At 65.1% G+C, this 13,261-nt stretch carries 16 protein-coding genes; 5 read left to right on the top strand and 11 right to left on the bottom strand.

The window, feature by feature from the left end:
* Positions 1-63 precede the first annotated feature (63 nt).
* On the bottom strand, positions 64-774 hold the full coding sequence (locus IIE29_RS08895) for a beta-ketoacyl-ACP reductase (protein WP_209324875.1): 711 nt from the start codon (positions 772-774) through the stop codon (positions 64-66).
* A 99-nt stretch (positions 775-873) separates the two neighbouring features.
* Here IIE29_RS08895 and IIE29_RS08890 point away from each other — a divergent pair, with 99 nt between their 5' ends.
* The 3 genes from IIE29_RS08890 to IIE29_RS08880 are packed head-to-tail and all read left to right on the top strand — an operon-like array spanning position 874 to position 2,425.
* On the top strand, positions 874-1,317 hold the full coding sequence (locus IIE29_RS08890) for a DUF3099 domain-containing protein (protein WP_343071853.1): 444 nt from the start codon (positions 874-876) through the stop codon (positions 1,315-1,317).
* Positions 1,314-1,526 (top strand): hypothetical protein, encoded by a 213-nt coding sequence (locus IIE29_RS08885; RefSeq protein WP_209324874.1) that lies wholly within the window; start codon positions 1,314-1,316, stop codon positions 1,524-1,526. The genes IIE29_RS08890 and IIE29_RS08885 overlap by 4 nt, the downstream gene beginning before the upstream one ends.
* Positions 1,523-2,425, top strand: a complete 903-nt coding sequence (locus IIE29_RS08880; protein ID WP_209324873.1) for an SURF1 family cytochrome oxidase biogenesis protein — start codon at positions 1,523-1,525, stop codon at positions 2,423-2,425. Before IIE29_RS08885 ends, IIE29_RS08880 begins: the two co-directional genes overlap by 4 nt.
* Before the next feature lie 16 nt (positions 2,426-2,441).
* Here the strand turns inward: IIE29_RS08880 and IIE29_RS08875 are convergent, their stop codons facing one another.
* The 10 genes from IIE29_RS08875 to IIE29_RS08830 form a co-directional block, all read right to left on the bottom strand.
* Positions 2,442-4,040, bottom strand: a complete 1,599-nt coding sequence (locus IIE29_RS08875) for an ABC-F family ATP-binding cassette domain-containing protein (protein ID WP_209324872.1) — start codon at positions 4,038-4,040, stop codon at positions 2,442-2,444.
* Positions 4,037-4,729 carry an RNase H family protein gene (locus tag IIE29_RS17225; RefSeq protein WP_209324871.1) on the bottom strand — a complete coding sequence of 231 codons (693 nt, stop codon included), beginning with the start codon at positions 4,727-4,729 and terminating at the stop codon, positions 4,037-4,039. The genes IIE29_RS08875 and IIE29_RS17225 overlap by 4 nt, the downstream gene beginning before the upstream one ends.
* Before the next feature lie 229 nt (positions 4,730-4,958).
* Positions 4,959-5,294, bottom strand: a complete 336-nt coding sequence (locus IIE29_RS08865; protein WP_209324870.1) for a metal-sulfur cluster assembly factor — start codon at positions 5,292-5,294, stop codon at positions 4,959-4,961.
* Positions 5,287-5,766, bottom strand: coding sequence for a Fe-S cluster assembly sulfur transfer protein SufU (gene sufU / locus IIE29_RS08860; RefSeq protein ID WP_209324869.1), 480 nt, complete (start codon positions 5,764-5,766; stop codon positions 5,287-5,289). The genes IIE29_RS08865 and sufU overlap by 8 nt, the downstream gene beginning before the upstream one ends.
* 16 nt (positions 5,767-5,782) lie before the next feature.
* Positions 5,783-7,033, bottom strand: coding sequence for a SufS family cysteine desulfurase (locus tag IIE29_RS08855; RefSeq protein WP_209324868.1), 1,251 nt, complete (start codon positions 7,031-7,033; stop codon positions 5,783-5,785).
* Entirely contained in the window at positions 7,033-7,791 is a 759-nt protein-coding gene (gene sufC / locus IIE29_RS08850; protein WP_209324867.1) for a Fe-S cluster assembly ATPase SufC, read from the bottom strand. The genes IIE29_RS08855 and sufC overlap by 1 nt, the downstream gene beginning before the upstream one ends.
* 27 nt (positions 7,792-7,818) lie before the next feature.
* Positions 7,819-8,142: a non-heme iron oxygenase ferredoxin subunit gene (locus IIE29_RS08845; protein WP_209324866.1), complete on the bottom strand. Its 324-nt coding sequence runs from the start codon at positions 8,140-8,142 to the stop codon at positions 7,819-7,821.
* A complete protein-coding gene (gene sufD, locus IIE29_RS08840; protein WP_209324865.1) occupies positions 8,139-9,314 on the bottom strand; it encodes a Fe-S cluster assembly protein SufD in 1,176 nt (391 codons plus the stop codon). Before sufD ends, IIE29_RS08845 begins: the two co-directional genes overlap by 4 nt.
* A gap of 43 nt (positions 9,315-9,357) precedes the next feature.
* Entirely contained in the window at positions 9,358-10,788 is a 1,431-nt protein-coding gene (gene sufB / locus IIE29_RS08835; protein ID WP_209324864.1) for a Fe-S cluster assembly protein SufB, read from the bottom strand.
* Positions 10,785-11,504 (bottom strand): helix-turn-helix transcriptional regulator, encoded by a 720-nt coding sequence (locus IIE29_RS08830; protein ID WP_209324863.1) that lies wholly within the window; start codon positions 11,502-11,504, stop codon positions 10,785-10,787. The genes sufB and IIE29_RS08830 overlap by 4 nt, the downstream gene beginning before the upstream one ends.
* Positions 11,505-11,607: 103 nt before the next feature.
* Here IIE29_RS08830 and IIE29_RS08825 point away from each other — a divergent pair, with 103 nt between their 5' ends.
* The gene (locus IIE29_RS08825; protein WP_209324862.1) at positions 11,608-12,525 is read left to right on the top strand and encodes an ABC transporter ATP-binding protein; all 918 of its coding nucleotides are present in this window, start codon (positions 11,608-11,610) and stop codon (positions 12,523-12,525) included.
* Positions 12,522-13,253 carry an ABC transporter permease gene (locus IIE29_RS08820; protein WP_209324861.1) on the top strand — a complete coding sequence of 244 codons (732 nt, stop codon included), beginning with the start codon at positions 12,522-12,524 and terminating at the stop codon, positions 13,251-13,253. Before IIE29_RS08825 ends, IIE29_RS08820 begins: the two co-directional genes overlap by 4 nt.
* Positions 13,254-13,261: the final 8 nt, after the last annotated feature.

The raw sequence follows: 13,261 nt of genomic DNA, 5'->3' as shown, positions 1-13,261 counted from the left end.
GGACAGCCTCGGCCGCATCGCAGGAGATTTCGGCCGGTGCCGATCGGACTGGTGGGTCCGGCCTCAGTGGCCCATGCCCAGGCCGCCGTCGACGGGGAGGACGGCGCCGGAGATGTATGCGGCTTCGTCGGAGGCCACCCAGCGGACGACCTTGGCGACCTCCTCGGCCTCGGCGAAGCGCTTGGCCGGGATCGTGGAAAGGTACTCCGAGCGCTGCTTCTCGCTGAGCTCGTCGGTCATATCGGTGCGGATGAAGCCCGGGGCCACGACATTGGCGGTGATCCCGCGGGAACCGAGCTCCCGCGTGATCGAGCGGGCGAGGCCGACGAGACCGGCCTTCGACGCCGAGTAGTTCGCCTGTCCCGGCACGCCGTAGAGCCCCGACACCGAGGAGATGAGGACGATGCGGCCCCGCTTGGCACGGATCATTCCGGTGATGGCACGTTTGACGGTCCGGAACGCTCCCGTGAGGTTCGTGTCGACCACGGATTCGAATTCGTCGTCGTTCATCCGCATGAGCAGATTGTCGGCGGTGATGCCGGCGTTGGCCACGACCACCTCGACGGGTCCGAGCTTCTCCTCGATCTCGGAGAAAGCCCGATCGATGGATTCGGTGTCGGTGACATCGGCGGCGACGGCCAGAGCGCCCTCAGGGGCCTGCCCGTTGCGGGAGGTGACGGCCACCCTGTCTCCCTGCGCGAGGAACTCCTCGGCGATGGTGCGGCCGATGCCGCGGTTGCCGCCGGTGACGAGGACGGTGCGTGGTTCTGACACTGATGACTCCTGTTGATCGACTGTGTGTGCAAATCTATCGTGGACAAACCTATCCTGTCCCCCGGTCAATGGATATGACTCTCACAAAGGACGAGTATCATGTTTGGCAGTCATCGATCGAAGAAGGATATGGTCAGGCACTCGCAGCAGATCACAACGGCAGACACCGCCCTTGACGATGATATGAGGTCTCGGATCATCAAGTATTCGATCACCATGGGCATCAGGACGGTCTGCTTCGTCGCCGCCTATGTCACTTTCAGGGCCGATCTGCATGTGCTCATGTGGATCTGCGTCGCCGGAGCCGTGGTGCTGCCCTATCCGGCCGTGATCTTCGCCAATGCCGGTCGTGAACGCACGCGCGACGACCAGACTGCGCTGATCGACGAGGCTCCGCTGGCGGAGCTGCCGCCGGCCCGCGGCGAGACTGTCCAAGGGGACACGATCTCCGGAGAAGCCGTCGATGCGACGGAGACCGACGACGGCACGAAGGATGACGGCGGCACGGAAGACGACGACAGGAACAGGGGTGAAGGCACGTGAGCGAGGAGCTTCAGTGTTCGGCCAAGGGATGCCGGGCGCCTGCGACCCGGGCGATCCTGTGGAACAACCCCCGCCTGCACACTCCTGAACGCAAGAAGACCTGGCTGGCCTGCGATGAACATCTCGAGCATCTGAGCAGCTTCCTGACCCTCCGCGATTTCTACATCGGTGATGTATCCATCGACGACATTCCGGAGGACGCCGGTTGAGTCGCTATTCCTTCCTTCTCAGCGCACGCTGGCTCAAGTACATCGCCATGGCGATCGTCGTCGTCATCGCCTGCGTGTTCCTCGCCCTGTGGCAGAAGGACCGCAGGGAACAGCGGGAGCAGGAGATCGACACGATCACCGCGAACTACTCGGCCGACCCCGTCGCCATCGACACGGTGCTCTCGAGCACCGATTCCACCCTCGCCACCACCGATGAGTGGACGCAGGTGTCGCTGACGGGGCAGTTCTCCGATGCGGACACGGTGCTCGCCCGCAACCGCACCGTGAACGACAGACCGGGATTCTACGTGGTGACCCCCTTCGAGCTGAAGGATGGGTCGACGATCGCCGTGGTCAGGGGCTTCACTGCCGAAGAGGACTCGGTTCCCCCGGCTCCCCGCGGGGAGCAGACCGTGATCGCACACCTGCGACCGGCCCAGGACGGTTCCGAGGATGACAATCCCCGGGGAATGATCAAGGCCATCGACCCGGCCCGCATCCCCGGCATGGAGGACTCCTATTCCCACGTGTATGCGGAGACCTCGGCCGAATCGGGCGACGGCCCCGCGGAGGAGGGGCTGACCGCCTTGCCGATGCCGGATCTCGATCCGGGCAACCATCTGTCCTATATGCTCCAGTGGTTCGCCTTCGGGATCATGATCATCATCGCCGTCACGATCTCGGCCCGCCGGGAACGCAAGGCCGCCGCCGAGGCGGGCGCGCGCGGAGGCAGCGACAACGAATTCGTCGTCATCGACAAAGCTGCGCTCGACGCCGGGGCGAAAGTCAGTCAGCCGGGCAGCCGCTACGGTCGAAACCGCTTCAGCTCCCCCGGTGTCCACGGGCAGGCCGAGGCCGAGGAGGACGCCATGCTTGAGGAGCGCTTCCGGTCGAAATGACCCGGTCCGCCGCGTCTCAGGCCAGGGTGACCAGATCGAGGTAGCTGTCGTTCCACAGATCCTCATCTCCGTCGGGCAGAAGCAGCACCCGATCCGGGTCGAGGGCGGACACAGCCCCCTCGTCGTGGGTGACGAGCACGATCGCGCCCTCGTAGCGGCGGATCGCTGAGAGGATCTCCTCACGAGAGGCAGGATCGAGGTTGTTCGTCGGCTCGTCGAGCAGCAGCACATTTGCGCTCGAGACCACAAGAGTGGCCAGCGCCAGACGCGTCTTCTCTCCGCCGGAGAGCACTCCAGCGGGTTTGTGCACATCGTCGCCGCTGAAGAGGAACGAACCGAGCACATTGCGCACTGCGGTGTCGTCGAGATGCGGGGAGCTGCGGGTCATGTTCTCCAGCACCGTGCGCTCGAGGTCGAGGGTCTCGTGCTCCTGCGCATAGTAGCCGAGCTTGAGCCCGTGACCGGGCACGACCTTCCCCGAATCCGGTTCGTCGAGGTCTGCCAGAAGACGCAGCAGCGTCGTCTTTCCGGCACCGTTGTAGCCGAGCACGACGACACGCGTGCCCTTGTCGACGGCGAGATCGACGCCGGTGAACACCTCGGTCGATCCGAAGCTGCGGGACAGTCCCTCGGCTGTCAGCGGAACGCGCCCGCAGTCAGCGGGGGCAGGGAATCTGAGGTTCGCGACCTTCTCGGTGGTGCGTTCGTCCTCGAGGCCGGCCAGCAGCCGTTCGGCGCGTTTGGCCATCTGCTGGGCGGCAACGGTCTTCGTCGCCTTCGCCATCATCTTGTCGGCCTGGGCATTGAGTGCCGCGGCCTTCTTCTCCGCGTTCGCCCGCTCCCGACGGCGGCGCCTCTCATCGTCCTCACGCTGTTTGAGATAGAGCCGGTAGCCCATCGAGTAGATGTCGATGGTCTGCCTCGTGGCGTCGAGGAAGAATACCTTGTTGACCACCTCGTCGATGAGGTCGAGGTCGTGGCTGATGATGACCAGCCCTCCCGAATAGGTCTTGAGGTGGTCGCGCAGCCACAGCACGGACTCGGCGTCGAGGTGGTTCGTCGGCTCATCGAGGATCATTGTGTCCGGAGCCGAGAACAGGATCCGGGCGAGTTCGACTCGGCGTCGCTGACCTCCTGAGAGCGTTCCGATCTCCTGGTTGATCAGCGCTTCGTCGAGACCGAGGTTCGCCGCGATCGCGAAGGCCTCGGATTCGGCCGCGTAGCCGCCGGCGGCGATGAACTCGGCTTCGATGCGCGGGTAGCGGTCGATGGCCTTCGTCGCCACCTTCTCATCCGGCGAGGCCATCTGCCGTTCGGCCTTGCGCAGGCGTTTGACGAGCACGTCGAGTTCGCGGGCCGAGAGGATGCGTTCGAGTCCGGTGGCCTCGAGGTCTCCGCTGCGGGGGTCCTGCGGCAGGTAGCCGACGGTTCCGGAGACCGAAACGGAGCCGGCGGCGGACGGATGTCTGCCCATGATGACCTTGGTCAGGGTGGTCTTGCCTGCACCGTTGCGGCCGACGAGACCGACACGGTCTCCCTTGTCCACGCGGAAGGACACCTCGGACATGAGGGTGCGGGCGCCGACGGCGACTTCGAGGCCGGAGGCCTGAATCATTCTGTCTCCAAACTGCGGCCGATGAGTTCGGCCAGGAATTCTTGGGGGTGGATGCCGCGGGCCTTCGCCCGTGCGACGAGTTCGTCTGCGACGGCTGCGGATACGCGACAGGAGATGACGGTCGTGGTCTCCCCCGCCGGGGCGGATGCCGTTGTCGATACCGGCGCTGGGTCTTCCGTGGGCATCGTGTCCGTGGCGGGCGCCGACCGTGACGTCGGTGCCCCCGCGGGGACATATCCGGGGCCTTCGGGGACCTCCGTGCCCTTCTGATAGGCCGTGGCTGCGGCCCTGGCACGTTCGTCGGCCGCCTCGTTCATCGCGTGGTTGCTGTGCCCCTTGACCCACTCGAATTCGACCTCGCGGCCTGTGAGCGCGGAGTCGAGGAGTTCGAGAAGGTCCCGATTGAGCACCTCTTTCCCGTCGGCCTTCTTCCAGCCCTTCCGCTTCCAGCCGGGCATCCACTTCGTCAGAGCGTTGATGACGTATTGGGAATCGCAGAAGACCTTGAGGTCCTCCCCGCTGTCCGCTGTCGACCGCAGCAGGTCGAGTACGGCCATGAGCTCACCGCGGTTGTTCGTCGCGTTCTTCCAGCCGCCGGCGTGCCAGCAGCCCTCGTCGATATACCAGGCCCACCCGGCCGGACCCGGGTTTCCGAGCGCGGAGCCGTCCGCGGCAGCGATGATCGTCAATGGTTCTCCTTGGAAAGTCGGATTCCATTCTTTCACGTCCATCGCCCTGACCGCCGCTCCGGGGCGGTGATGTCTGCGACCCCGGCCGTCCGGGACACGATCTGGCCGACTGCTCACGGTCGCACGACGCACGCCGAGGCGGGGACCCGGATCGGGTGCCCCGCCTCGGCGACGGTGTCGGTGTTGGCCCTGGTGGGTCGTCTCGCTGGCGAATCTCGCAGCGGACTGCTCAGATGTTGAACCCCAGTGCCCGCATCTGCTCGCGGCCGTCCTCGGTGATCTTCTCCGGGCCCCATGGCGGCATCCAGACCCAGTTGATGCGGTAGGCGGGCACGATCCCCTCGAGGGACTGTGCCGTCTGATCCTCGATGACGTCGGTCAGCGGGCAGGCCGCCGAGGTCAGCGTCATCTCAATCACGGCGGTGCCGTCGTCCTCGACCGAGATTCCGTAGACGAGACCGAGATCGACGATGTTGACACCGAGCTCGGGATCGACGACGTCCATCATCGCTTCGCGCACTTCGTCGACGCTCGCATTCTGCGGTGCGTCTATGACTTCAGGCATGGTGTTTCTCCTCACGAGCTGCTTGTGCTTGGTTGAGTGCGTCCTTGAACGCCATCCAGGACAGGAGAGCGCATTTGATCCTGGCCGGGAACTTCGACACCCCCGTGAACGCCGCGGCGTCCCCGAGAATGCCCTCATCCGCCTCCATTGTCCCACGAGAATGCATGAGTTCGTGGAAAGCCGATTCGATCTGCAGCATCTCAGCGACCGAGTTCTCCGCGGCCAGCTCGGAGAGCACCGAGGCCGAGGCCATCGAGATCGAACAGCCGTCGCCTGTCCAGCGCACGGCGAGATGATCGTCATCGAGCAGCTCGGTCTCGAGTTCGATCTCATCACCGCACGTGGGATTCACCTGATGCGAACTGCCGTGCGGTGCCTGGGCGGAGTCGCGGAGCAGATCGGTGTTGCCGATCCGTGCTCGCGACTGGTCGAGGATGACCTGTTGGTAGAGCTGCTCCATCGGTGTGCTCATCGCTGCACTCCCTCTCTCACTGGACCCCGAAGAAGGGACGGACCTCTGCCAGTGCGGTCAGGAACCGCTGGCAGTCCTCGGCGTTGTTGTACAGGTAGGTGCTCGCCCGGGTCGAGGCGGTGGCTCCGAATCTGCGGTGCAGCGGCTGGGCGCAGTGGTGGCCGACGCGCACGGCGACCCCCTGCCCGTCGAGGTACTGTCCGACGTCGTGGGCATGGACGCCGTCGACGTCGAAGGCCACGGTCCCGATCCGGTTCTCCGCCGTTCCGAGCACCCGGATGCCGGGGATCTCGGCGATGCCGTCGAGCAGGATGCCGGCGAGCTCGCGCTCGTGGTCGAAGATCTGCTCGAGCCCCACCTCGGCGAGATAGCCGACAGCGGTGGCGAAGGCCGCGACCTCGGCCACCGGCTGGGTGCCGGCTTCGAAGCGCTGCGGGGCCGGCATGAACTGCGCTGCCTCCATGGTCACCGTGGTGATCATCGACCCTCCGGTGAGCACCGGAGGCAGCGCGTCGAGCAGTTCGGTCCGGCCCCACAGCACGCCCAGGCCCGTGGGACCGAGCGCTTTGTGAGCGGAGAACGCGGCGAAGTCGATGTCGAGGTCGGTGAAGTCCACCGGCATATGCGGCACGGACTGGCAGGCGTCGAGGACGATGTACGCCCCGACCTCGCGGGCTCGGGCCACGAGCCGCTTGACGGGATTGATGGTGCCGAGCACGTTCGACACATGCGTGAAGGCCAGCACCTTAGTCGAGTCGTCGACGATGGTCTCGAGGCTGCTCAGGTCGAGTTCACCGGTCTCGGTGACCGGCAGCCAACGCAGCTGCGCACCGGTGGATGCGGCCAGCTGCTGCCAGGGCACGAGGTTCGCGTGATGCTCCATCTCGGTGACCACGATCGAGTCCTCGGGACCCAGGACGAAGCGTTCGGCCGCCTGTCCCCCGAACCCCCGGCTGGCCCGATCGATGCCCATGGCGACGATGTTGAGAGCCTCCGTGGCGTTCTTCGTCCAGCACACCTGTTCGGGGGCGCCTCCGACGAGCTCCGCGACGGCGATGCGCCCGTTCTCGAAGGCTTCGGTGGCATCGACTGCCAGAGAATGTGCGCCCCGATGGACGGCGGCATTGCGCTGCTGGAAGTACTCGATGAATGTGTCGATGACACACTGCGGCTTCTGCGAAGTCGCGCCGGAGTCGAGATACGACAGCGGCGACTTCCCGACCCTCGCATCGAGGATCGGGAAGTCGCCCCTCAGACGTGCGAACATCAGACGCCGGCAGCGAAGAAGCGGTCGTAGCCTTCGTTCTCGAGACGTTCGGCCAGTTCCGGTCCGCCTTCCTCGGCCACCTTGCCGTTGATGATCACGTGGACGTGATCGGGCGTGATGTAGTTGAGGATGCGGGTGTAGTGCGTGATGAGCATGACGCCGACGTCGGTGACGCCCTTGACGCGGTTGACGCCTTCGGACACGATCCGCAGGGCATCGACGTCGAGGCCGGAGTCGGTCTCGTCGAGGACGGCGAACTTCGGCTTGAGCATCTCGAGCTGGAGGATCTCGTGGCGCTTCTTCTCGCCGCCGGAGAATCCTTCGTTGACATTGCGGCTGGCGAATGCGGGATCCACGCGCAGGTTCTCCATGGCCTGCTTGAGGTCCTTCGTCCAGTTGCGCAGCTTCGGTGCCTCTCCGTCGATCGCGGTCTTGGCCGAACGGAGGAAGTTCGTCACGGTCACGCCGGGAACCTCGACGGGGTACTGCATGGCCAGGAACAGGCCGGCCTTGGCGCGCTCGTCGACGGACATGTCGAGCACGTCCTCACCGTCGAGGGTGACCGAACCGGAGGTCACCTCGTACTTCGGGTGACCGGCCAGAGCGTAGGCCAGAGTCGACTTGCCGGAGCCGTTGGGGCCCATGATCGCATGGGTCTCGTTCGAGCTGATCTCGAGGTTGATGCCGTTGAGGATCGGCTTGAGGCCGGTCTCGGTGGTGACACCGACGTGCAGGTCTTCGATCTTGAGAGTGGACATATTCATCCTTTTTCTTCGTTCGTGAGGTCAGTTGAGAATGGTGTTCGGGTCGACGAGGATGCGGCCGGCGATCTCCTTGCAGTCATAGACCGCAACGGGCTCGAAGGCCGGCGGGTTCACCGGCTTGCCCGAGTTGAGGTCGAACTGCGATCCATGCAGCCAGCACTCGATCGTGCAGTCTTCGACATCGCCTTCGGCCAGCGACACCTCACCATGGGTGCACAGGTCGTCGATCGCATGGATCGTGCCATCGGAGTCGCGGGCGATGCAGATCTCGAACTCGCCGACTTCGATGCGCATGGTTCCGCCGGGGCCCACCTCATCGGTGGCGGCCACGTCGATCATGGTCACAGAACGCTCCGGGACAGTTCGTCCTCGATGCGCTCGTTGAGCACATCCTCGATCTCGGGCACCTGGATCTTCTGGATCACCTCGTTGAAGAACCCGCGCACCACGAGCTGACGGGCGACCTCTTCGGGAATGCCGCGGCTCATGAGATAGAACAGGTGCTCCTCGTCGAAGCGTCCCGTCGAGGAGGCATGCCCGGCGCCTTCGATGTCGCCGGTCTCGATCTCGAGGTTCGGCACCGAGTCCGCCCGCGCCCCGTCGGTGAGGATGAGGTTGCGGTTGAGTTCGTAGGTGTCGATGCCCAGAGCCTCGGGACGGATGAGCACATCGCCGATCCAGACGCTGCGTGCGTCCTTGCCCTGCAGAGCGCCCTTGTAGTGGACGTTCGAGGTCGCCTTCGCAGAATTGTGGTCGATGTAGGTCCGGTGCTCGAGGTGCTGACCGGCATCGGCGAAGTAGAGACCGAGCAGTTCGGCCTCTCCGCCGGGCGCCGAATAGCGCACATTCGTGTTCAGACGCACGATGTCACCGCCGAGGGTGATGTGGATGTGCTTGAACTTCGCATCCTTGCCCACGATCGCGTCGTGCTGGCCCATGTGCTGGGAACCGTCGTCCCACAGCTGCAGGGACACGAAGGTGACATCCGCGCCGTCGCCGACGACGAGGGAGACGAGCTCCGAATAGCGGCTCAGTCCCTCATGCTCGACGACGATGGTCGCCTTCGCGTTGGCCCCGACGGAGACGACGATGTGGCCATGGGTGATCCGGTCGCCCTGACCATCGGCATGGATGATCGCGGCCTTCTCCAGCTCCGTGTTCGCCGGCACCGAGTAGTGGGTGACGACGGGGGCGCGCTTGGCGGCCACGACCGAGGGACGGTCCTCCGGCTCGAGGATGCCGAGTTCCTGAGCGGCCTCGAGGGAGATCTCCTCGACCGAGAGCCCTGTGGGCAGATCGGAGTCGATCTTCAGTCGTGCATCGGTGGCCTCATCGGCGAAGAAGTCGCTGATCTTGCGCACCGGCGAGAAGCGCCATTCCTCTTCGCGTCCGGTCGGAACGGGGAAGTCGGCAGGATCGAAGCTGCGGGTGCGGTCGTCGCGCTTGGACAGCGGAACGTGGACGTCCCCGCCGTGCGAATGCTCCGAGACTCCGAGTGGGTTGGTGGTATCTGTCACGTGAAAACTCCTTGTCAGGCAGGTCGGTGGTGGGCGGAGAGGATCAGCCCACTGCACCTTCCATCTGCAGTTCGATGAGGCGGTTGAGTTCGAGCGCGTACTCCATCGGCAGCTCACGCGCGATCGGCTCGACGAAGCCGCGCACGATCATCGCCATCGCCTCGGTCTCCTCCATACCGCGGGACATGAGGTAGAACAGCTGGTCCTCACTGACCTTCGATACGGTCGCCTCGTGACCGAGAGTGACATCGTCTTCACGGATGTCGATGTAGGGGTATGTGTCCGAGCGGGAGATGTTGTCGACGAGCAGAGCATCGCAGAGGACGTTGTTCGACGAGCCCTCGGCTCCCGGATGCACGTGCACGAGACCGCGGTATCCGGCGCGGCCGCCGCTGCGGGCGACGGACTTCGACACGATCGACGAATGCGTGTTCGGTGCGGCGTGGACCATCTTCGCACCGGTGTCCTGGTGCTGTCCCTCGCCCGCGAAGGCCACGGCCAGGGTCTCACCGCGAGCGTGCTCGCCGGTCATCCACACGCCGGGGTACTTCATGGTCACCTTCGAGCCGATGTTGCCATCGACCCACTCCATCTGTGCGCCCTCCTCGGCGATGGCCCGCTGGGTGACGAGGTTGTAGACGTTGTTCGACCAGTTCTGGATCGTCGTGTAGCGGACATGGGCGTCCTTCTTCACGATGATCTCGACGACGGCCGAGTGCAGGGAGTCGGTGTTGTAGATCGGAGCGGTGCAGCCCTCGACGTAGTGCACGTGGGAGCCTTCGTCGGCGATGATGAGCGTGCGCTCGAACTGGCCCATGTTCTCCGTGTTGATGCGGAAGTAGGCCTGCAGCGGGATCTCGACATGAACGCCCTTGGGCACATAGATGAAGGATCCGCCGGACCACACAGCGGTGTTGAGCGCAGCGAACTTGTTGTCACCGGCCGGGATGACCGAACCGAAGTACTCTTCGAACAGCTCGGGGTGCTCACGCAGACCGGTGTCCGTGTCGAGGAAGATGACGCCCTGCGACTCGAGTTCCTCGTTGATCTTGTGGTAGACGACCTCGGACTCGTACTGGGCGGCGACGCCGGCGACGAGGCGCTGCTTCTCGGCCTCGGGGATGCCCAGACGGTCATAGGTGTTGCGGATGTCCTCGGGCAGATCTTCCCACGTCTGGGCCTGGCCCTCGGTCGAGCGCACGAAGTACTTGATGTCGTCGAAGGGCAGCGTCGACAGATCCGCGCCCCAGCTGGGCAGCGGCTTCTTGTCGTAGAGGCGCAGAGCCTTGAGCCGACGCTTGAGCATCCACTCCGGTTCGTCCTTGAGCTTCGAGATGTTGCGGACGACGTCCTCGTTCAGGCCGCGCTCGGCGGTCAGCCCCTTGTCGTCTTCGTCACGCCAACCGTATGCGTACTGCCCGAGGTCTTTGAGCTCGGGATTCGCATCGATGATCCGATTGCCTGTGTCAGTCATCGTGAACCTCCTTGAGGTCGATCATTGCTGTGGATGAGTGGTCTGGTCAGTTCCGATGTCGGAATGTGGGTGGTGCACACATGGTCTCCCTGTGCCAGCGAGGACAGCCGTCTGACGTCCACGCCGAGGTAGTCGGAGAACATCGCGAGCTCTGCTTCGCAGATCTCCGGGAACTCCGCGGCCACGGCCTGGATCGGACAGTGCCCCTGACACAGCTGCATCGCTTCGAGAGGGGTCCCGGCCGCGACCGGGGTCGCCGAGGCGGCGTACCCTTCCCGTGTCAGAGCGGTCGCCAGCGCTCGGGAACGCGATGCCACGGTGGTTCCACCGCGCTTGTCGAGTTCGGGTCCGAGTCGATCCCGCAGACGAGCCACGAGGTCCTCGGTGAATCCCTCGACCGCTGACTTGCCGTGCCGGTCCTCCATGTAGCGGAGGATGTTCACGGCCAGCTCGTCATAGGAATGGCTGACCGAGTCGTGTCCGGCCGCCGTGACCACATAGTGTCTGGCCGGTCGTCCTCTGCCCGCCTGCTTGCCGGCGAGCTCTCGAACCTCGATGAGGCCCTCGGTCTCCAGCGCATCCAGGTGACGACGGATCGCCGCCGGGGTCAGGTCGAGGGCTTTGGCCAATGACGAAGCGGTGATCGGACCTTCGTCGAGCACCGACTGGAAGACCTTCTGCCGGGTTCGGCGATCCTCCGTGTCGTTTGCAGCCATAATCCACCTCCTTGACTAACACAACACTATTGTTGCGTAATTTGTTTCGTAAAACTAGGTGAGCCTAACCACCGGTGCTTTCGACGCGTCGTAGAATGGATGGGTGTCATCTTCGGCCCTGACCATTCGCGGTCTCCAGTACTCCTACGGCGCCCACCGCGTCGTCGACGGTATCGACCTCACCGCGCGCTCCGGCTCCGTCCTCGGCGTCCTCGGGCCCAATGGAGCCGGCAAGTCCACGACGATCTCCCTGGCTGTGGGCACGCGCCGCCCCGACGCCGGCACGGTCGAGATCTTCGGACACGATCCGGTCCGCGAGCATGCCACGACCTCACAGCTGGCCGGTGTGATGCTTCAGGACGGCGGGCTGCCGATGAGCGCGAAGCCTCTCCAGGTGCTGCGGCACCTCTCCTCGCTCTACGAGGATCCTCTGCCGATAGCAGAGCTGGCCGAACCGCTGGGCCTCCACGAATTCTCCGGCCGCACCATGCGCCGGCTCTCCGGCGGTCAGAAGCAGCGGGTGGCCCTCGCCGCCGCACTCATCGGCCGGCCGCGCCTGGTCTTCCTCGACGAGCCGAGCGCGGGCCTCGACCCGCAGGCGCGGGAGGTCGTCCACACGTTCGTCCGCGACCTCGCCGATCGCGGAGTCGCGGTCGTCCTCACCACCCATGACCTCGCCGAGGCCGAAGAGCTCTCCGATGAGGTCGTCGTCATCGACCGCGGCCGCATCATCGCCCAGGGCGCCCCCGAGGAGCTGCGCAACGCCTCGGCGGATTCCCGCACCCTCGACATCAGGCTCGACCGACCGGCCCCGCCGGAACTGGTCTCGCGGATCAACGACATCGCCCCCGCCTCGGCGCGCGGATCGGCCGTCGCCGTCGAGGAGGCACCGAACACGGCCCAGATCGCGGCCGTGTGTGCCGCGATCGCCGAGGCGGGACTGCAGATCACGGACATGGACATGCACGCGCAGTCCCTGGCCGGGGTGTTCTTCGAACTGACCGGGAGGCCGCTGCGATGAGAATGCGGCGAATCGCCTCCCAGACGAGGTTCGAGACCGTCTCCGTGCTCCGCAACGGCGAGCAGCTCCTGCTCTCCCTCGTCTTCCCCCTCGGCCTGCTGGTCTTCCTCGCGAAGACTCCGCTGCTGGCGGGTCTCGACATCATCGACTCCACGACCGATCCGCTGATCATCGCCGTACCGGGAGCGCTCAGCCTGAGTCTGGCCTCGAGCGCCTTCACCGGGCAGGCGATCGCCACAGCCTTCGACCGCCGCTACGGGGTGCTGCGGCAGCTGGCCACAACCCCGTTGGGCACGAACGGGCTCATCCTCGGCAAGCTCGGGGCCGTCATCATGGTCGTGCTCATCCAGTTCGCACTGGTCTTCTCCGTGGCCTTCGGGCTCGGCTTCCGCGGTCCGATCGATGTCCTCGGACTCGTCCTCGCCACCGTATTGGGCACCGCGTCCCTGCTCTCGCTCGGACTGCTCATGGCCGGAACGGTCCGCGCCGAGGCGACCCTGGCGGCGACGAACCTCATCTGGGTTCTCATGGCCGGAGTCGGTGGTCTCGTCGTCGCACATCCGGGAGAATGGGGAACGGTCGTGGGCTATCTGCCGTCCGGAGCGCTCGGCGACGTCATGCGCGCCGCCATCGGAGACGGCGGGATCGATATCAAGGCAGTCATCGTCCTCCTCGTATGGGGGCTGGTGGGAACGCTTGCAGCGCGCAGGTGGTTCCGTTTCGAATGAGGAGTGAA

It is taken from the genome of Brevibacterium renqingii, assembly GCF_017808095.1.
GTDB classification, from domain to species: domain Bacteria; phylum Actinomycetota; class Actinomycetes; order Actinomycetales; family Brevibacteriaceae; genus Brevibacterium; species Brevibacterium renqingii.
This window is presented reverse-complemented; position numbering and strand designations above follow the sequence as displayed.